The sequence below is a fragment of the Microbacterium hanjuni genome (assembly GCF_043556395.1).
GTDB lineage: Bacteria > Actinomycetota > Actinomycetes > Actinomycetales > Microbacteriaceae > Microbacterium.
In genome coordinates this window covers 528,745-547,118 of the sequence record NZ_JBIGIK010000003.1, presented here as the reverse complement: position 1 = coordinate 547,118, position 18,374 = coordinate 528,745, and the positions used below count along the sequence as shown (strand labels likewise).

Sequence of the window (18,374 nt, the reverse complement as noted above, 5' to 3'; positions counted from 1 at the left end):
GAGCACATCCCAGGGAGATTCCGATGAAGTACATGCTGATCATGCGCGGCACCGACGAGGCCTACGCGGCTTACAAGGAACTGCCGTTCGAGGAAGTCATCAACCGCATGGGCGCTTACAACGAGGCCATGATGAACGCGGGTGTGCTCGTGGGCGGAGACGGCCTGGCCGACGATCTGAGCACCGCCTTCGTGGTCGATTTCGGCGGCGAGACCCCGGTCGTCACCGACGGCCCCTACGGCGAGACCCACGAGCTGTTCAACGGGTTCTGGATCCTGCAGGTCTCGTCCCGCGAAGAGGCGATCGAATGGGCGAAGCGGGCTCCGCTCGGCGCCGGCAGCAAGCTCGAGGTGCGTCGCGTGACAGATGAGACCGACTTCGCGGACTTCGCCGACAACGAGTACGTGCAGAAGGAAGAGGGCTGGCGCGAGCAGCAGTCCGCCGGCTGAGTCGACATGACCGACCTCGACGTCCGCGCGAGCGTGGCGGCGATCTGGCGCATCGAGGGTGCCCGGATCGTCGCGACGCTCGCGCGGGTGGTCGGCGATCTCGGCTTGGCCGAGGACCTCGCCCAGGACGCGCTCGTGGAGGCGCTGCGGTCGTGGCCCGAGGGGGGCATCCCGAACAACCCCGGCGCGTGGCTGACGGCGGTCGCCAAGCGCCGGGCGATCGACGCCTGGCGCCGACGCGAGCGGTTGGACGAGCGCTACCAGGCGCTCGCGCACGACCTCGAGAGCGAGACCGACGCGCCGTGGCAGCCCATCGAGGACGACGTGCTGCGTCTCGTGTTCGCCGCCTGCCACCCCGTTCTCGCCCGCGAAGCGCAGATCGCGCTCACCCTGAAGGTCGTGGGCGGACTCAGCACGGAGGCGATCGCGCGCCTGTTCCTGCTGCCGGTGCCCACGGTGCAGCAGCGGATCGTGCGCGCCAAGAAGTCGCTCGCCAGTGCCCGCGTGCCCTTCGAGATCCCCGAGCCGGCGGAATGGCCGGCGCGGTTGGGTTCGGTGCTGAGCGTGATCTACCTCGTGTTCACGGAGGGGTACGCCGCGAGCTCGGGAGACCGGTGGATGCGGACGGAGCTGGCGAACGAAGCGGTTCGGCTCGCGCGTATCCTCTCGAGACAACTGCCCCGCGAGCCGGAGGTGCTCGGCCTGCTCGCGCTCGTGGAACTGCAGTCCTCGCGCTTCGCGGCGCGGACGGACGCGGCCGGGGCGCCGGTACTGCTCGCCGATCAGGACCGGCGGCGGTGGGACCGCTCGGCGATCGCGCGCGGGCGCGCCGCCCTCGTCCAGGCGGATGCGCTCGGTCGCGGACGTGGGCCCTACCGACTGCAGGCCGCGATCGCCGAGTGTCACGCGGTCGCCGGCTCCGTCGAGACGACCGACTGGGCCCAGATCGTGCTGCTGTACGAGTTGCTCGGGCGGATCGCGCCGAACCCCGTGGTCGATCTCAACCGCGCGGTGGCCATCTCGATGGCGACCGGACCCGCGACCGCCCTGCGTGTGGTCGACGAGCTGGCCGAGGCGGGGGCGCTGCACGGATCGCACCTGCTGCCGTCGGTGCGCGGGGAGTTGCTCGCCCGCTTGGGCCGCCGCGAGGAGGCGCGCTCGGAGCTGCTCGTCGCCGCCGGCCTCGTCGCGAACGAACAGCAGCGAGCCGTGCTGCAGCGCAAGATCGCCGAGCTCTGACGGCGCAGCACGCGGGGGTCAGCGCCCCGACACCTGCAGGGCCGCCCACAGCTCGGCGCGCGCGGGGAAGGCGGTCAGGTCGACTTCGAGGATGCGCTCCACCTGCGCGATCCGGGCGCGCACCGTGTGTCGGTGCACGCCGAGGGCGACGGCCGTCGCATCCAGTCGGGTGTCGTTCTCGAGCCAGCTGCGGGCGGTCGCGACGAGGTCCGAGCCGTGTGCCGCGTCGTGGCCGATGAGCGGCTCGAGGGTGGTCGTGGCGATGAGACGGGCGAGATCGGTGTCGAGCGCTCCGAGCACACCGGATGCTGCGACCTCACCGAAACGGGAGACGCCGTTGCCGTGCCGGCGCAGCGCCTGAACCGCCTCGTCGTGTCCCTGCGCGAACGCGGCGTAGGCCACCGGCGTCGACAGCCCCACCCGGGCGTCGAAGCGGGACGCGAGTTCCGTCGCCAGCGCGTCGTCGGTCGCGGAGACCGCGAAGACCAGCCCGTCGGGTCCGCGCCCGAACACCACGGCCGCCTCCCCGGCGACAGAGCGCACGTCCAGCCACTCCGCGGCGGCGTCGGCTGCGGGGTGTGCGGCATCCACCACCCCGATCACGACCGGCGCCGTCGGTATCGAGGGCCAGAGCTCACGGGCGAGGCGCCGGGCGAGGGTCGCATCCCCGGCCAGCAGCGCGTGCACGACCCCACCGCGCAGCAGACCGAGCGCGCGGGTGACGCCCTCGTTCTGCTCGAGCGCGAGTCCGGCGAGGGCGATCACCGACGTCACCACCGCCCGTCCCTCGGTGTCGAGCGCGCCCCCGGCGATCGCGATGACCCCCCGGAGGTGGCCACCCCGCCCCAGGGTCTGCAGGGTGAAGGGAACCCCGCCGATCTGCAACGACGAGCCGGCGCGCGCTCCGCGGCGGAGCACGGTTTCGACCTCGCGGTCGAGGTCAGCTCGGGTGGCCGCATCGAGCCTGCCGGTGGGGTGCTCGCGCTGCAGCGCGCCGCCCGCGTCGTACAACCCGACCCACGCGTCCAGTTGCCGGGCCAGTTCCGCGAGCGTCGCCGAGAGTCCGTCGGGGCGCAGTGCCGCGAGCGAGACGGCGCGCTGGGCAGCCAGCGCCCAGCTGCGGCGGGCGTACGCCCCCGCCGCGATCGCCTCGGCATTGGCTCGCGCCAGGGCGATGAAGGGGGTGCGGTAGGGCACCTCGAACAGCGGCAGGCGGGCCGCGGTGCAGGCGGTCAGCAGCTGCGGGGGGATCCCCGCACGCACCACCTCGGTGCCGAAACCGAGCGCCACCACCCCGCGTGCGCGCAGGCGCTCGACGTAATCGTCGTAGGTCGGCTGATCGTCGGCGGGCGGCGCGAACTGCGTGCCCGTGGTGAGCAGCACGAGCCCTTCCGAGAGGAACGGCGTCGGATCCATCAGGTCGGTGCTGTGCACCCAGCGCACCGCCTGCTCGAGAGCTCCCTCGTCGAGCTCGGCCTCGGGGGTGGCGAGGGCCAGGCCGAGTTCGCGTCGGCCGAGCAGGGCACGCACCGTGGGGGTCTCCTCGATCCGATCGACCATGCTCTCCTCCTCCACCGCGCCGCCGCGCCGGCCGCCGTCGTGTACAGCGGCGCTGGTGCGACTGTACCCGGCGTCCGGTGCCGCCGAAGCATCCGCTCCGTAGCATCGCGCCATGAGTACTTCTGTCATCGCCTCCGCCGTCGGGGGTCCCTCCCTCTCGCAGGAACGGCGCCTCGTCACCGCGATCCCGGGTCCGGCGTCCGAAGCGCTGCTCGCGCGCAAGGCCGAAGCCGTCGCCGCCGGCGTCGGTCACACCGTGCCGATCCAGGCCGTCGCCGCCGGCGGCGGGGTCGTGGTCGACGTCGACGGCAACTCGCTCATCGACCTCGGCTCGGGGATCGCGGTGACCACGGTCGGCAACGCCCACCCCGCGGTCGTCGCGGCCGTGCAGGCGCAGGTCGCGCAGTTCACCCACACCTGCTTCATGATCTCGCCGTACGAGTCTTACGTCGCGGTCGCCGAAGCCCTCAACCGACTGGCGCCGGGCGACCACGCGAAGAAGAGCGCCCTGTTCAACTCCGGGGCCGAGGCGGTCGAGAACGCGGTCAAGATCGCGCGCAAGGCGACCGGACGCCAGGCGGTCGTCGCTTTCGATCACGCCTATCACGGCCGCACCAACCTCACCATGGCGCTGACGGCGAAGAGCATGCCGTACAAGAGCGGCTTCGGACCGTTCGCCTCGGAGGTCTACCGCGCGCCGATGTCCTACCCGTTCCGCGACGGACTCAGCGGGGCGGATGCTGCGGCCACCGCGATCCTGTTGATGGAGAAGCAGATCGGGGCGGACAACCTCGCCGCCGTCATCATCGAACCCATTCAGGGCGAGGGCGGGTTCATCGTGCCTGCTGACGGCTTCCTCCCCGCGCTCGCCGAGTGGTGTCGCGCTCACGGCGTGGTCTTCATCGCCGATGAGGTGCAGACCGGCTTCACCCGCACCGGGGCGATGTTCGCCAGCGAGCTGTTCGGAATCGTGCCCGACCTCATCACGACGGCGAAGGGCATCGCGGGGGGCCTGCCGCTGGCGGCCGTCACGGGGCGTGCCGATCTGATGGATGCTGCGCACCTCGGCGGCCTGGGCGGAACGTACGGCGGTAACCCGGTCGCCTGCGCGGCAGCGCTCGCCGCGATCGAGGTGTTCGAGACCGAGGACCTCTCCTCTCGCGCCCGGGCGCTGGGGGAGATCCTGTTCGCCCGACTGCACAGCATCCAAGCCGCCGATCCCCGTGTCGGAGACGTGCGCGGCCGCGGCGCGATGGTGGCGGCGGAATTCATCGATCCCACCACCGGGGCACCGGACGCCGCCTTGGCGGGTGCCGTGGCGAAGGCGGCCATCGCCGAGGGCGTGATCGTGCTGACGTGCGGAACCTACGGCAACGTCATCCGGTTCCTGCCGCCGCTGTCGATCCCCGACGCCCTGCTCGAGGAGGGCCTCGACGTCGTCGCGGCCGCCCTCGCCGCCGCGTGAGCTTCACCGACCGAGCCTCATCGAAGGAGATGGACACGCCATGACCGAGATCAACAGAGACGTGGTGATCGTGGGTGCGGGGGCCGCGGGCCTGACCGCCGCGAACGCGCTGCGTCGCGCGGGGCTGTCGGTCGCCGTGCTGGAGGCCCGCGACCGCGTGGGCGGCCGCCTGCTGACCGACGTGATCGAGGGCGCGACCCTCGAGGTCGGCGGCCAGTGGGTCTCACCCGACCAGGAGGCGCTGATCGAGACGGTCGCCGACCTCGGGCTCGACACCTACAGCCGCTACCGGGAGGGCGACAGCGTCTACATCGGCCCCGACGGGGTACTCACCCGTTTCACCGGCGACATCTTCCCCGTCGCGGAGGCGACCGAGAAGACGATGGTCGACCTCATCGCCCGTCTCGACGAGATGGTGGCCGCCACCGACCCCGACCGGCCGTGGGAGCATCCCGACGCCGAGGCCCTCGATCGCATCTCCTTCGAGGGATGGCTGCACGAGCAGACCGATGACCAGGAGGCGATCGACAACATCGGCCTCTTCATCGCCGGGGCGATGCTCACCAAACCCCCGCACGCCTTCTCGGCACTGCAGGCCCTGCTCATGGCGGCCAGTGCCGGCAGCTTCAGCAACCTCGTCGATGCCGACTTCATCCTCGACAAGCGCGTCGTCGGCGGTCTCCAGCAGGTGCCGCTTCTGCTCGCCGAACGTCTAGGTGACGACGTCTTCCTCGACCAGGCCGTGCGCACCCTGGAGTGGTCGGAAGATGGGGGAGTGCGGGCGATCGCCGATGGGATGAGTGTGCGCGCCCGCTTCGCGATCCTCGCGCTCGCCCCCGTGCTCTACCCGCGCATCTCCTTCGTGCCGCCGCTGCCCCGCCTCCAGCACCAGATGCACCAGCACCTGTCGATGGGGTTCGTGATCAAGGTGCACGCCGTTTACGACCGGCCGTTCTGGCGAGACCACGGGCTCTCCGGCACCGCGTTCAGCCCGTACGAACTCGTCCATGAGGCCTACGACAACACCAACCACGACGACGAGCGCGGCACGCTGGTGGGCTTCGTCTCCGACCGTCATGCCGACGACATGTTCCGCCTGTCGGCCGAGGAGCGTCGCGGTCTGATCCTCGAGTCGCTGTCCCACTACTACGGGGAAGATGCGCTTCACCCCGTCGTGTATTACGAGAGCGACTGGGGCACCGAGGAGTGGACGCGCGGCGCCTACGCCGCCAGTTTCGACCTCGGCGGGCTCGTCCGCTACGGCGCCGACCTCCGTGCGGCCGTCGGGCCGATCCACTTCGCCTGCAGCGACCTCGCCGGTGCCGGTTACCAGCACGTCGACGGGGCGATCCGGATGGGACGGCTGGCTGCGTCGACGATCATCGAGGAGGCCCGCGCATGAGCGCCCCGATCGTGGTCGGGTACACCGCGACCGATGCCGGCGCCGACGCGCTCGCCCTGGGAGCACGACTCGCCCGAGCGACCGGCAGTGCGCTCGAGATCGTGCTCGTGCTGCCCGACGAGTCGCGCAGCGTCATCACCCCGCCGGACGCGGGGTACACGCAGCACGTGCGTGATCAGGCGGAGCGGTGGCTCGCCGAGGCGAGCGAAGCGGTGACGGCCGCGCATCCCCGCGGGGCGGTGCGCTACGGCGAATCGTTCGCCGCGGGGCTCGTGAACGCGGCCCACGAGTTCGGCGCCCGGGTGATCGTCATCGGCGCGGCCAACGGCGGCCTCCGCGGTCGCCATCGTCTCGGCAGCGTTGCGAGCGAACTGCTGCACTCCTCCGACGTTCCCGTCGCCCTCGCGCCCGAGGGTTTCCGGCAGGCCGACACGGCCGTCGGTCTCTCGCGGGTCACCGCCGCGGTAGGAACCCGGGCCGGGGCCGACGTGCTGCTGGAGGAGAGCATCGCGCTCGCGGCCGCAGCATCCGTTCCCCTCCGCCTGGTGTCGCTCGAGCCTCTCGACCTCCCCGCCGGTCTTGACACGGGCGCGGTGCGGGTGCTCAGCGACACGCACGCGGAAACCGTGCTGGAACGCGCGCGGGAGACCCTCCCCACGGACATCGCCTCGAGCGCGACGGTGGCGCACGGCGAGAGCATCGAAGACGCGGTCGGCGACCTGGAATGGCTGCCCGACGAGATCGCCGTGGTCGGCTCGAGTCGTCTCGCGCAGCCGCGCCGACTGTTCCTCGGTACCACCGCCGCGAAGATGCTGCACGAGCTTCCGGTGCCGCTCCTCGTGGTGCCGCGCACCCGCTCCCAGGAAGGACCGCAGTCATGACCTCTCCGCACTCCCCGGCGACACCGCCCGTCGCCGTCGACGAGGCCGGCGGCGGCCTGTCCAGCAAGGGCTTGTCCGCCGGGACCATCGGCCTGATCGGTGCCGTCGTGATCGGCATCTCGTGCATCGCCCCGGCTTACACGTTGACCGCGGCCCTCGGCCCGACCGTGTCGGAGGTCGGCTTCCAAGTGCCGGCGATCATCCTCGTCGGGTTCATCCCGATGCTGCTGGTCGCGTTCGGCTACCGGGAGCTGAACAAGCAGATGCCCGACTCCGGTACCTCGTTCACGTGGGCATCCCGCGCGTTCGGCCCCTGGATCGGCTGGATGGCCGGGTGGGGACTGATCGCCGCCACCATCCTCGTGCTGTCCAACCTGGCGGGCATCGCGGTGGAGTTCCTCTTCCTGCTGATCGACCAGCTCGCGGGCAGCCCCGGCACGATCGCCGAACTGGCGTTCAACCCGTTCATCAACGTGGTCGTCTGCCTCTTGTTCATGCTGGGTGCCACGATCGTGTCCTACCGCGACCTGCAGACCACGCAGAAGCTGCAGTACGTGCTCGTGACCTTCCAGGTGCTGGTGCTGGTGGTCTTCTCGATCGCCGCCTTCGTGCACGTGGCCCAGGGCGACGCGTTCGATGCGAGTCCGGTGGAACTGTCGTGGTTCAACCCGTTCGAGGTCGGATCGTTCACGGCGATCGTCGCGGGTCTGTCGCTGTCGATCTTCATCTTCTGGGGGTGGGACGTCACCCTCACCATGAACGAGGAGACGAAGGACCCGGAGAAGACTCCCGGCCGCGCGGCGACCCTCACCGTCATCACGATCGTGGTGCTGTACCTGCTGATCTCGATCGCCCTGCTGGCTTTCGCCGGCACGGGGGACGGCGAGCTGGGCCTGGGCAACGAAGACATCCAGGACAACGTCTTCTTCTACCTGAGCGGCCCGATCCTCGGGCCTCTCGCCTTCCTGGTGTCGCTCGCCGTGCTGACCAGCTCGGCGTCGTCGCTGCAGTCGACCTTCGTCTCGCCCGCCCGAACGCTGTTGGCCATGGGGCACTACGGCGCGCTGCCGTCGCGGTTCGCGAAGGTGAGCCCGCGGTTCTTCACCCCCGGGTTCGCCACGGTCGTGTCGGCGGTCGTCGCATCCGTCTTCTACACGATCATGCGATTCGTCAACGAGAACGTTCTGTGGGACACGATCACGACGCTCGGACTGATGATCTGCTTCTACTACGGACTCACCGCGTTCGCGTGCGTCTGGTACTTCCGCAAGCAGTGGTTCGACTCGGTGCGCAACGTCGTGTTCACCCTGCTCTTCCCGCTCGTGGGCGGGATCATCCTCGCGGTGCTGTTCGTCATCACCCTCGTCGAGAGCCTCGACCCCGAGTACGGCAGCGGCACCGAGTGGTTCGGCGTCGGCAGCGTGTTCGTGCTGGGTGTGACGATCATCGGGCTGGGCATCGTGCTGATGGTCTGGCAGGCCATCCGCCGCCCGGCGTTCTTCCGGGGCGAGACGCTTTCCCTGGCCGCGCCGCCCAGCGCGCGCCGCCAGAATGTACCGAACGGATCGGAGAAACCATGACCGAGTACGCCGTCGTGAACCCCGCCACGGGGGAGACCCTCGCCACCTACGACACCTTCACCGACGATGAGGTCGAAGCCGCCGTCGGACGGGCGGATGCTGCGTCCCGCTCCTGGGCGCGCACGTCGCCGTCGGAGCGCGCCGAGCTGCTGCACCGCGCCGCCGAGCTGCACCGCGAACGTCGCGAGGAGCTCGCGAGCATCATCGTGCGCGAGATGGGCAAGCCCCTCGAGGCGGCCCTCGGCGAGGTGGACTTCGCCGCGGACATCACGCAGTTCTACGCCGACCAGATCGCGGTGATCACTGCCGACCAGCCGCTGCCGATCGCGGGAGAGGGAACGGCCGTCATCCGCCGCACGCCGCTGGGCGCGCTCCTCGGCATCATGCCGTGGAACTTCCCCTACTACCAGGTCGCCCGCTTCGCCGCGCCGAACCTGGCCATGGGCAACACGATCCTGCTCAAGCACGCCCCGCAGTGTCCGGAATCGGCGGCCGCGATCGAGACCATCTACCGCGACGCGGGCTTTCCCGAAGGGGCATACGTCGACCTGCGCGTGACGAACGAGCAGGCGGCGTCGATCATCGCCGACCCGCGCGTGCACGGGGTCTCGGTGACCGGCTCGGAGCGAGCGGGCGCCGCCGTCGCCGAGGCGGCCGGGCGCAACCTCAAGAAGGTCGCCCTCGAACTCGGCGGGTCCGACCCCTTCCTGCTGCTGTCGACCGATGATCTCGATGCGACGGTGCAGGCGGCCGTCGACGCTCGGTTGGACAACACCGGGCAGTCCTGCAACGCGGCGAAGCGATTCGTCGTCGTCGACGAGCTCTACGACGCGTTCCTCGAGAAATTCTCCGCCGCGATGAGCGCCGCGACGCTGGGCGACCCGAACGACGCCGATACGGTGCTCGGGCCGCTCTCTTCCCTGACGGCCGCGGAACGCCTGCAGGAGCAGGTCGATCGGGCCGTCTCCCAGGGGGCCACCCTGGTCACCGGCGGCACCCGAGACGGGGCGTTCTTCACCCCGACCGTGCTGACCGACGTCACCGCGGAGATGGATGCGTACCGCGAGGAGTTCTTCGGCCCGGTGGGCGTGGTCTACCGCGTCGCCGACGAGGACGCCGCCGTCGCGGTGGCCAACGACACGCCCTTCGGTCTCGGTTCGTACCTGTTCACCACCGACGAGGAGCAGGCGCAGCGTGTCGCCGATCGGATCGAGGCGGGCATGGTCTTCGTCAACCTCGTGCTGGCAGACTCGCCCGAGCTGCCGTTCGGCGGCATCAAACGGTCGGGCACCTCCCGCGAATTGGGACTGCTCGCCGCGGATGAGTTCGTCAACAAGAAGCTCATCCGCACCGCATGAGGGGTGGAGGTGGGCTCGGTTCGCCACCGCGAGGGGCATGACGTAGACTGGATGAAGCAGTTGAAGTCTGCATTCTTTCGCCGTGCCCGCGGGTCGGGCTGGCCCCTCCCCAACAGGACACGACGGAAGACGGCGGGCGATTCGGGCCGCAAGGTCTTAGGGCGGTAGCTCAATTGGCAGAGCAGCGGTCTCCAAAACCGCAGGTTGCAGGTTCGATTCCTGTCCGCCCTGCGCGTCAGCGCACGCTGGCACACGGAAGGTAATTCAGGTGAGTTCGATGGTCCAGGATGAACCGGCCGGCGAGGCCGTCGCCAAGCGCGACGCGCCGAGAGAGAAGAAGCCCAACTTCTTCCGGCGGATCGCCATCTTCATCCGGCAGGTCTTCGCCGAGCTTCGCAAGGTCGTCACCCCGACCCGGCAGGAACTCGTCAAGTTCACCGCGGTGGTCCTCGGATTCGTCGTCGTGATGATGGCCCTGGTCTACGGCCTGGACGTGCTATTCGTCTGGGTCACGACCGCAGTCTTCGGTGTACCGGACGGCACTGTCCCCTGAGTAGCGCTTCGGCGCCCGCGGCGCGCGCTCAGCGCCCGCACCCTGAACGGAAGAGAACACACGTGTCTGAAAAGTTTACCGACGACGCCGATTGGGCGACGGCCGCCGAGCAGTCCAGCGAGGACGACGAGGCGCAGGAGGGCAACCAGCTTGCCGCCGAAGAGCGCTCCGTCGAGCCCGCCGAGCACGCCGCGCTGCACATCGAGGATCCTGACGGACCGGCCGACGCCGCCACCGATGGCGAAGACGACGATATGGATGTCGACGACCCCGAGGCCGACGCGATCGTGAACGACGCGCTCGAGCTCGACCAGGCCGCCGAGGCCGAGGCCGCAGCCGAAGTGCTCACCGAGTCCTACGAAGAAGAAGCGGCCGAGCTCGCCGCCGAGGCTGCCGACGAGGTCACGCCGTACGACGGCCCCGACATCAACGGCGAGCCCGATGCCCCGGTGCTCGACGAGGAGTTCATCGAAGAGGTGGGCGCTGCGGCAGGAGTCGTCGACGAGGTCGAGTCCTCGGTGTCCCCGGCCGACGCTGCGGAAGTTCCCGGTGACGTCGACCCGGCCGATCACGAGACGGACCCGTACGAAGAGTTCCGGATGGATCTGCGGATGCTTCCGGGCAAGTGGTTCGTCATCCACTCCTACGCCGGTTTCGAGCGCAAGGTGAAGGCCAACATCGAGCAGCGCAAGTCCACGCTCGAGGTCGAGGACGACATCTACCAGGTCGAGGTCCCGATGGAGGACGTCGTCGAGATCAAGAACGGCCAGCGCAAGATGGTCACGCGCGTCCGGATCCCCGGCTACGTGCTCGTGCGCATGGAACTCAACGAAGACACCTGGTCGGTCGTTCGGCACACCCCCGGCGTGACCGGGTTCGTGGGCAATGCGCACAACCCGACCCCGCTCCGCTTCGAGGAGGCCTTCAACATGTTGAAGAGCCTCGTCGAGGTCAAGGAGGTCGCCCCGGCGAAGGCCGGCGCCACCAAGGGCGGCCAGGGCGTCGCCCGCAGCATCGTCACCGAGGTCGACTTCGAGGTCGGCGAGACGATCACGATCAAGGAAGGCTCGTTCGCGGGTCTTCCCGGTTCGATCAGCGAGATCAAGCCGGAGAGCGGCAAGCTCACCGTGCTCGTGTCGCTGTTCGAGCGTGAGACCCCGGTCGAGCTGTCGTTCGACCAGGTCACCAAGCAGTAGGAATTACCCCAGACTTCCCGTCGTTGAGATGGGAGAACCGCTGTCCGGAGATGCCGGGCGTGCGGGAGAGAAGATCCCCCCCCGAGCCTCAGCGAGGCGAAGGATGCGGATCGCTCGAGGAAAGGAAAAGGAAATGGCACCGAAGAAGAGGGTGACCGGCCTGATCAAGCTTCAGATCAAGGCCGGAGCCGCAAACCCCGCGCCCCCGATCGGGCCCGCGCTCGGTCAGCACGGCGTCAACATCATGGAGTTCTGCAAGGCGTACAACGCGGCCACCGAGGCTCAGCGCGGCAACGTCATCCCCGTGGAGATCACCGTCTACGAGGACCGCAGCTTCACGTTCATCCTGAAGACCCCGCCCGCGGCGGAGCTCATCAAGAAGGCCGCCGGCCTGGCGAAGGGGTCGCCGACTCCGCACACGACCAAGGTGGGCAAGCTCACCAAGGATCAGGTGCGCGAGATCGCCACGACCAAGCAGCCCGACCTGAACGCGAACGACATCGACGCTGCGTCGAAGATCATCGCCGGCACCGCCCGTTCCATGGGCATCACGGTCGAGGACTGAGGGGATAACGAACATGGCTACTAAGTCCAAGGCCTACCAGGCCGCTGCGTCGAAGATCGGCGAAGACACCTTCTACACGCCCACCGAGGCGGTCGTGCTCGCGAAGGAGACCGGGTCGAAGAAGTTCGACTCGACCGTCGAGGTCGCGCTCAAGCTCGCTGTCGACCCCCGCAAGGCCGACCAGATGGTGCGCGGCACCGTCATCCTGCCCCACGGCACGGGTAAGACGGCTCGCGTCATCGTGTTCGCCACGGGCCCCGCAGCCGAAGCCGCTCTCGCGGCCGGTGCCGACGAGGTCGGTGGAGCCGAGCTCATCGAGAAAGTCGCCGGCGGGTACACCTCGTTCGACGCCGCTGTCTCGACCCCCGAGCTCATGGGCCAGGTCGGTCGACTGGGTAAGGTGCTGGGCCCCCGCGGCCTCATGCCGAACCCGAAGACCGGCACCGTGACCCCCAACCCGGCCAAGGCCGTCGAGGAGATCAAGGGCGGCAAGATCGAGTTCCGTGTCGACAAGCACGCCAACGTCCACTTCGTGGTGGGCAAGGCGTCGTTCTCGGCCGAGCAGCTCGATGAGAACCTGAAGACCGCTCTCGAAGAGATCGTGCGGCTCAAGCCCTCGAGCTCGAAGGGGCGCTACATCCAGAAGGGTGCGGTGTCGACCACGTTCGGCCCCGGCATCCCGCTGGACGTCAACAGCATCGCCTGACACCTGGTGTGAAGAAGGACCCCGTCGCGATCCGCGGCGGGGTCCTTCTTCGTTCAGCGGGTGGGGAGGACGTCGAAGCCGGAGCTGCCGAGGGGAACGACCTCGACGAGATCCACGGCCGAGACTTGAGCGGACGCGGGACCGCGTCGCATCCATGCCACCATCTCGTCGACGCGCTCGGGGATGCCCTCGATCTCGCCCTCGACGGAACCGTCGCTGCGGTTGCGCACCCAGCCGCTGACCCCGATCTGCTGGGCCGCGGCCCGCGCGGAGAATCGGTAGCCGACACCTTGGACGGCTCCGTGGACGTGGATGACGACGCGGCGCATGCCCCCATCGTGCCGCACCGGCGAGGGGTCGGGGTCAGTGGGGCAGCACGAGGCTGATGGCGAGGGTGATCATCACCACGGCGATGGCTCCATCCAGCACCCGCCACGCGCGGGGAGTGGCCAACCAGCGCCCGAGATACCGTGCGCCGTAGCCGAGGGAGAAGAACCAGGCGATGCTCGCCGTGATGGCACCGGCGGCGAACACCCACCGGAACTCGCCGTGCGTGGTCGCGACCGAGCCCAGAAGGAAGACCGTGTCGAGGTAGACGTGCGGGTTGAGCCACGTCAGGGCCAGGCAGGTCAGCAGTACCGGGGTCAGCCGGGTGCGCGTCGCTGTGCCCTGGCCGAGCGAGGCGCTACCGGCATCCGGCGAACGCGCGTCGAGGGCGGCTCCGCCCGGTCGCCACGCGCGCCGGGCCGCGAGCAGCCCGTACCCGGCGAGGAAGATCGCGCCGGCCCAGCGCACCACGTCGATGAGCCACGGCACGGCGGCCAGCACGAGTCCGATTCCGGAGACGCCGAGCGCGATGAGGACGGCGTCCGAGATTGCGCAGACGAGCACGACCGCGAGCACGTGCTCGCGGCGGATGCCCTGACGCAGTACGAAGAGGTTCTGCGCGCCGATGGCCACGATGAGGGACAGACCCAGGCCGATTCCGGCCGCCAGAGAAGCGAGCATGCCCCTGACGCTAGGCGCGACCCGAGCGCAAGTACAGCTCATGTTTCTGTTGCACCATTAGCGTAGCTTCATGGACATCCCGCTCGACCTCGCTCGCACCCTCGCCGTCGTGCTCGAGGAGGGGACGTTGGATGCTGCGGCCCGCCGTCTTCATGTCACTCCTTCGGCGGTGAGCCAGCGCATCCGCGCCTTGGAGGACCGGCTCGGTCGCGTCGTGCTGGTGCGCTCCAAGCCGGTGCGGACGACCGAGGCGGGTGAGGCCGTGGTGCGCCTCGCGCGGCAGCTCGCGCTCATCGAGCACGAGGCGCTCGCTGAGATCGGGGTCGACGACACCGTCGGGGCAGCCGTCGTTCCCCTGGCCGTGAACGCCGACTCGCTGGCGACGTGGTTCCTCGCCCCGCTCGCTCGCATCACGCGGGAGCGCCGCGTGGTCTTCGACCTGCACCGGGATGATCAGGACTTCACCGCCGGTCTGCTCGAGTCGGGAGCGGTGATGGGCGCGGTCACCTCCCGCTCGACCGCCGTGGCCGGGTGCCGGGTGAGCGCGCTCGGGGTGCTCCGCTACGAGGCGGTGGCGAGTGCGGCGTTCTTCGAGCAGTGGTTCACGGCGGGTGTGGATGCCGCCTCCCTCGCCGAGGCGCCGCTCGTCGACTTCGACCGGCGCGACGAACTGCAATCCCGCTGGCTGGGCGAGCGCGTGGGTGAGGCCGCCGTGCCGCCGCGGCACCGCGTACCGGCGTCGAACGACTTCGCCACCGCGATCCGGCTGGGTCTCGGGTGGGGGTTGCTCCCGCGGCTCCAGTCCGGCGACGATCTCGCCTCGGGTGCCCTGGTGCCCCTGGGCGGGCCGCCGATCGATGTGCCGCTGTACTGGCAGCAGTGGAACCTGACGTCTCCGCTGCTCGACGCGATCCGCGACGAGGTGGTCGCCGAAGGGCGACGGGTGCTCGTCGCGTGAGCGATCAGTCCTCGCTGACCTGCAGCACGAGCTTGCCCCGCGTGTGGCCGTTCTCCAGCTGCTCGTGGGCGGCGGCGGCATCGGCCAAATCGAAGACGCTGTCGATGTACACCTGCAAGGCGCCGGAGTCCAGGAGTCGACCGATCGTCGCAAGCGCCCCGCCGTCGGGGATGACCTTGTAGCTCGTGGCGCGCACACCGGCAGCGGCGGCAGCATCCGCGTATCCGGGCCACGCTCCGGTCGGCACCTCCACCAGCAGGCCGCCGGGGCGGAGGACGCGGAGCGAGCGGGTCCCGGTGTCGTCGGTCGTGTTGCCGACCAGGTCGATCACGACGTCGACCTCGCCGGCGCGCTCCTCGAACTTCTCCGTGGTGTGGTCGATGACCACATCCGCACCGAGTTCCCGCAGCCAATCGGCGTTGCGGGCGGAGCTCGTCGCGATCACCCGAGCGCCGAAGTAGGCGGCGAACTGCACGGCGAAGTGACCGACCCCGCCGCTGGCGGCGTGGATCAGCATCCGTTGTCCTTCGTGGGCGAGAGCCGTCTCGACGACGAGCCCCCACGCGGTCAGGGCGGCGAGCGGCACGCCCGCGGCCTCGACATGCGAGAGCGAGCTGGGTTTGCGCGCCAGGGACAGCGTCGGTACGACCGCGTACTCGGCATAGCTGCCCCCGCACCGCGGGAAGTTCGAGACGCCGAAGACCTCGGTGCCCGCCGGGAAGGGGTGCGCCTCGAAGGGCGCCCGCACGACCACGCCGCTGAAGTCGAAGCCCAGGGTCGCGGGATAGGCGGCGATGCCGTTGGCGACGCCGCTGCCGGCGCGGGTCTTGGCATCGATCGGGTTGACCCCTGCAGCCACGATGCGCACGAGCACTTCGCTGAGCACGGGGGTGGGAGTCGGCACGGTGGCCAGGTGCAGATTCGACGGTGCGCCCGTCGCATCGATCACGGCCGCACGCATGTCGGCCGGGGGCTCGAGGGCGGACAGCGGGGCGAGGTGGGCGGAGGACTCGGGACGCGACGGCCGGAATCTCATGGTGCGCTCCTTCCGTACGGTCATCGTCGGCAGCACAGATGCTGAAGGACGACCTCAGTCAAGCGCGAGATTGTCTCCACGGTGTTACGCCGGTGTCACCGCGCAGGAAAGGATGCTGCGCTCAGGCCTCGGGGGTCTCGCCGGCGGCGAGGGCATGCATGAGCACCGTGACGTGACGGATATCGGCGACGTTCCAGTCTTCGAGCACGGCGAACAGGCGTCCGTGGTGCGGCTCCCGCGCCGCAGCGAGGCGTTCGGCGCCCTCCGGAGTGACGGCGATGAGCCGGGAGCGGCGGTCGTCGGGATCGGGGGTACGGGCGATGAGCCCGAGGACTTCGAGCTCGGAGACCGAGCGGCTGATGAGCCCCTTGTCGGCGGTCAGTCGATCGGCGAGGGCGGAGAGGGTGATCGCCCCGGAGCGACTGATCGTGGAGAGCACCTTGAAGGTACCGGGCAGCATGCCCGGGTGCACCCGCTCCGCGGCGTTCGCGAGGTAGCGGCGGAAGACGGTCATCAGCTCGGCGAACGAGGCTTCGAGAGCCTGAACGGCTTCGAAGCGTTCGGGGTCGGCCGTGGCGGCTTCCGAACCCGCCGAGACGGCCGACCCCGTGCGGGGGTCAGCCGTCTCGGCGGACGTGACGGAGGCCGTCATGTCATGCACCGTCGCCCGTGCTGGAGCGACGGGACGAGCGCAGCTCGTGCTCGGTGAGCGTGGCCACGGGGCCGGTGGCCTCGAGGACCGCCATGCCCTCGGCGGTCGAGACCGTCGCGAGGTCGGCCTCGCCGGCGACGACCCGCTCGCTGGTCGTCATCCGCGTGAGCGGCTTGTTCGGCAGGAAGATGATCGCGATGAGGCTCACGATCGCCACGGGAACCGCGATCAGGAACGAGTGCGCGATCGCCGTGGCGTAGATGTCTTCAACGATGACCTGCACGGTCGGCGGCAGGGCCGACACCTGCGGGATCGCCCCCGACTGCAGCTGCTGTGCGACGGCCGCTCCGTCCGGGCCGAGGCCCGCGATCGCGGCTCCCAGGTCGGCGGCGCGCTCGGTGAAGAGGTTCGTCGCGGAGGTCGCGAGGGCGGCGCCCATGACGGACACCCCGATCGTTCCACCGAGGCTGCGGAAGAAGGTGACGCCCGAGCTGGCTGCACCCATCACCGAGGGGGCGCTGGTGTTCTGCACGATGAGCACGAGGTTCTGCATCGTCATACCGACACCGGCACCGAGGAGGGCCATGTAGATCGAGACGAGTGCGAAGTTCGTGTCGTAGTGGATCGTCGACAGCAGCGACGAGCCGGCGATGAGCAGGATGGCGCCGGCGATGAGGTACGGCTTCCAGTGACCGAAGCGGCTGATCAGCTGCCCGACCACGACCGAGGCGATGAGGAGTCCCGCGATCATGGGGATCGTGAGGATACCGGCCTCGGTCGGCGTCGCGCCGCGAGCCATCTGCATGTACTGGCTGAGGAAGACCGCCGTGCCGAACATGGCGAGTCCGGTCGCGATCGAGGCGATCACCGCGAGGGTGAAGGTGCGGTTGCGGAACAGCGTGAGCGGTACGAGCGGCTCGGTGACGCGCAGCTCGACGACGATGAACAGCACGGCAGCGGCGATCGAGCCGCCGACCATGAGTACGGTCGGAACGCTCCACCAGTCGAAGCTGTCGCCCGCGTTGGTCACCCAGATGAGGATGAGCGAGACCGACGTTGCGAGCAGCACGATGCCGAGGTAGTCGATGTTCGCCTTGCGAGCAGGACGGGCAGGCAGGTGCAGCGTCCGCTGCATGATGATGAGGGCTGCGACGGCGAAGGGGAGCGCGACGAAGAAGTTGAAGCGCCAGCCGAGGGTATCGGTGATCACACCACCCAGGAGGGGGCCGCCCACGGTGGCGACGGCCATGACCGCGCCGAACAGACCCATGTACTTGCCCCGCTCGCGGGGGCTGATGATGTCGGCCAGGATGACCTGGCTGAGGGCGGCGAGGCCGCCGGCGCCGATGCCCTGGACGGCACGGAAGGCGATCAGCGTCTCGGGGTTCTGCGAGAACCCGGCCGCCGCGGTCGCGAGCACGAAGATCGCGATGGCGATCTGGATGAGCAGCTTGCGGTTGAACAGGTCGGCGAGCTTGCCCCAGACGGGGGTGGAGATCGCGGTCGTCAGCAGGGTCGAGGTGACGACCCAGGTGAAGGTGGCCTGGTCGCCGCTGAGGTCGTGCACGATGACGGGCAGCGACGTCGACACGACGGTGGACGCGAGCATGGAGACGAACATCCCGAGGAGGAGTCCGGTGAGCGCGGGCAGTACGCGACGCTGCGCGGTACTGGGCTCGGGAACAGCGGTTGCCATGGTGAAACCTTTGGAGGAGAGAGGGTTTCGCGACACCAGCGGCGCGATAGTTGACTGATATCAACTATAA

General features: G+C 69.4%; 18 protein-coding genes and 1 tRNA gene. 13 read left to right on the top strand and 6 right to left on the bottom strand.

Features of this window, described 5'->3' with window-relative positions; all coding sequences use genetic code 11:
* Positions 1-23: 23 nt before the first annotated feature.
* Together ACFXP5_RS14955 and ACFXP5_RS14950 are read left to right on the top strand one after the other, a co-directional pair.
* Complete coding sequence (locus ACFXP5_RS14955; protein WP_394529204.1) at positions 24-449, top strand: YciI family protein; 426 nt, start codon at positions 24-26, stop codon at positions 447-449.
* 6 nt (positions 450-455) lie between these two features.
* Positions 456-1,688: an RNA polymerase sigma factor gene (locus ACFXP5_RS14950; RefSeq protein WP_394545360.1), complete on the top strand. Its 1,233-nt coding sequence runs from the start codon at positions 456-458 to the stop codon at positions 1,686-1,688.
* Between the two features lie 18 nt (positions 1,689-1,706).
* Here the strand turns inward: ACFXP5_RS14950 and ACFXP5_RS14945 are convergent, their stop codons facing one another.
* Positions 1,707-3,377 carry a PucR family transcriptional regulator gene (locus ACFXP5_RS14945; RefSeq protein ID WP_394545358.1) on the bottom strand — a complete coding sequence of 557 codons (1,671 nt, stop codon included), beginning with the start codon at positions 3,375-3,377 and terminating at the stop codon, positions 1,707-1,709.
* Here ACFXP5_RS14945 and gabT point away from each other — a divergent pair.
* From gabT to rplA, 10 genes are all read left to right on the top strand, one after another.
* The gene (gene gabT / locus ACFXP5_RS14940; RefSeq protein ID WP_394545356.1) at positions 3,361-4,713 is read left to right on the top strand and encodes a 4-aminobutyrate--2-oxoglutarate transaminase; all 1,353 of its coding nucleotides are present in this window, start codon (positions 3,361-3,363) and stop codon (positions 4,711-4,713) included. The two genes, ACFXP5_RS14945 and gabT, sit on opposite strands and share 17 nt — an antisense overlap.
* Before the next feature lie 40 nt (positions 4,714-4,753).
* Positions 4,754-6,115: a flavin monoamine oxidase family protein gene (locus tag ACFXP5_RS14935; RefSeq protein ID WP_394545354.1), complete on the top strand. Its 1,362-nt coding sequence runs from the start codon at positions 4,754-4,756 to the stop codon at positions 6,113-6,115.
* Positions 6,112-6,996 (top strand): universal stress protein, encoded by an 885-nt coding sequence (locus tag ACFXP5_RS14930; RefSeq protein ID WP_394545352.1) that lies wholly within the window; start codon positions 6,112-6,114, stop codon positions 6,994-6,996. Before ACFXP5_RS14935 ends, ACFXP5_RS14930 begins: the two co-directional genes overlap by 4 nt.
* Positions 6,993-8,576, top strand: a complete 1,584-nt coding sequence (locus ACFXP5_RS14925) for an APC family permease (RefSeq protein ID WP_394545350.1) — start codon at positions 6,993-6,995, stop codon at positions 8,574-8,576. Before ACFXP5_RS14930 ends, ACFXP5_RS14925 begins: the two co-directional genes overlap by 4 nt.
* Positions 8,573-9,934, top strand: a complete 1,362-nt coding sequence (locus ACFXP5_RS14920; RefSeq protein WP_394545348.1) for an NAD-dependent succinate-semialdehyde dehydrogenase — start codon at positions 8,573-8,575, stop codon at positions 9,932-9,934. Before ACFXP5_RS14925 ends, ACFXP5_RS14920 begins: the two co-directional genes overlap by 4 nt.
* A 158-nt stretch (positions 9,935-10,092) precedes the next feature.
* A tRNA-Trp gene (locus ACFXP5_RS14915) sits at positions 10,093-10,165 on the top strand.
* Between the two features lie 46 nt (positions 10,166-10,211).
* Entirely contained in the window at positions 10,212-10,487 is a 276-nt protein-coding gene (gene secE, locus ACFXP5_RS14910) for a preprotein translocase subunit SecE (protein WP_394529196.1), read from the top strand.
* A 62-nt stretch (positions 10,488-10,549) separates the two neighbouring features.
* Positions 10,550-11,683, top strand: a complete 1,134-nt coding sequence (nusG, locus tag ACFXP5_RS14905) for a transcription termination/antitermination protein NusG (RefSeq protein ID WP_394545346.1) — start codon at positions 10,550-10,552, stop codon at positions 11,681-11,683.
* Between the two features lie 133 nt (positions 11,684-11,816).
* Positions 11,817-12,248, top strand: a complete 432-nt coding sequence (rplK, locus tag ACFXP5_RS14900) for a 50S ribosomal protein L11 (protein WP_394529194.1) — start codon at positions 11,817-11,819, stop codon at positions 12,246-12,248.
* A gap of 13 nt (positions 12,249-12,261) precedes the next feature.
* Positions 12,262-12,954, top strand: a complete 693-nt coding sequence (gene rplA, locus ACFXP5_RS14895; RefSeq protein WP_394529193.1) for a 50S ribosomal protein L1 — start codon at positions 12,262-12,264, stop codon at positions 12,952-12,954.
* Between the two features lie 53 nt (positions 12,955-13,007).
* Here the strand turns inward: rplA and ACFXP5_RS14890 are convergent, their stop codons facing one another.
* Together ACFXP5_RS14890 and ACFXP5_RS14885 are read right to left on the bottom strand one after the other, a co-directional pair.
* Positions 13,008-13,283 (bottom strand): acylphosphatase, encoded by a 276-nt coding sequence (locus tag ACFXP5_RS14890; RefSeq protein WP_394529192.1) that lies wholly within the window; start codon positions 13,281-13,283, stop codon positions 13,008-13,010.
* A 34-nt stretch (positions 13,284-13,317) separates the two neighbouring features.
* A complete protein-coding gene (locus ACFXP5_RS14885) occupies positions 13,318-13,962 on the bottom strand; it encodes a LysE/ArgO family amino acid transporter (RefSeq protein ID WP_394529191.1) in 645 nt (214 codons plus the stop codon).
* Positions 13,963-14,032: 70 nt separating this feature from the next.
* On the opposite strand from ACFXP5_RS14885, the gene ACFXP5_RS14880 reads away from it, so the two are divergent.
* Positions 14,033-14,920, top strand: coding sequence for a LysR family transcriptional regulator ArgP (locus ACFXP5_RS14880; protein WP_394545344.1), 888 nt, complete (start codon positions 14,033-14,035; stop codon positions 14,918-14,920).
* A gap of 4 nt (positions 14,921-14,924) precedes the next feature.
* Here ACFXP5_RS14880 and ACFXP5_RS14875 read toward each other — a convergent pair whose 3' ends face one another.
* The 3 genes from ACFXP5_RS14875 to ACFXP5_RS14865 all read right to left on the bottom strand — a co-directional run bounded on the left by ACFXP5_RS14875 (position 14,925) and on the right by ACFXP5_RS14865 (position 18,304).
* Positions 14,925-15,956, bottom strand: coding sequence for an NADP-dependent oxidoreductase (locus ACFXP5_RS14875; protein ID WP_394545342.1), 1,032 nt, complete (start codon positions 15,954-15,956; stop codon positions 14,925-14,927).
* A 121-nt stretch (positions 15,957-16,077) separates the two neighbouring features.
* Positions 16,078-16,608, bottom strand: a complete 531-nt coding sequence (locus ACFXP5_RS14870) for a MarR family winged helix-turn-helix transcriptional regulator (RefSeq protein ID WP_394545340.1) — start codon at positions 16,606-16,608, stop codon at positions 16,078-16,080.
* A 1-nt stretch (position 16,609) separates the two neighbouring features.
* Entirely contained in the window at positions 16,610-18,304 is a 1,695-nt protein-coding gene (locus ACFXP5_RS14865; protein WP_394529187.1) for an MDR family MFS transporter, read from the bottom strand.
* Between the last annotated feature and the right edge of the window lie 70 nt (positions 18,305-18,374).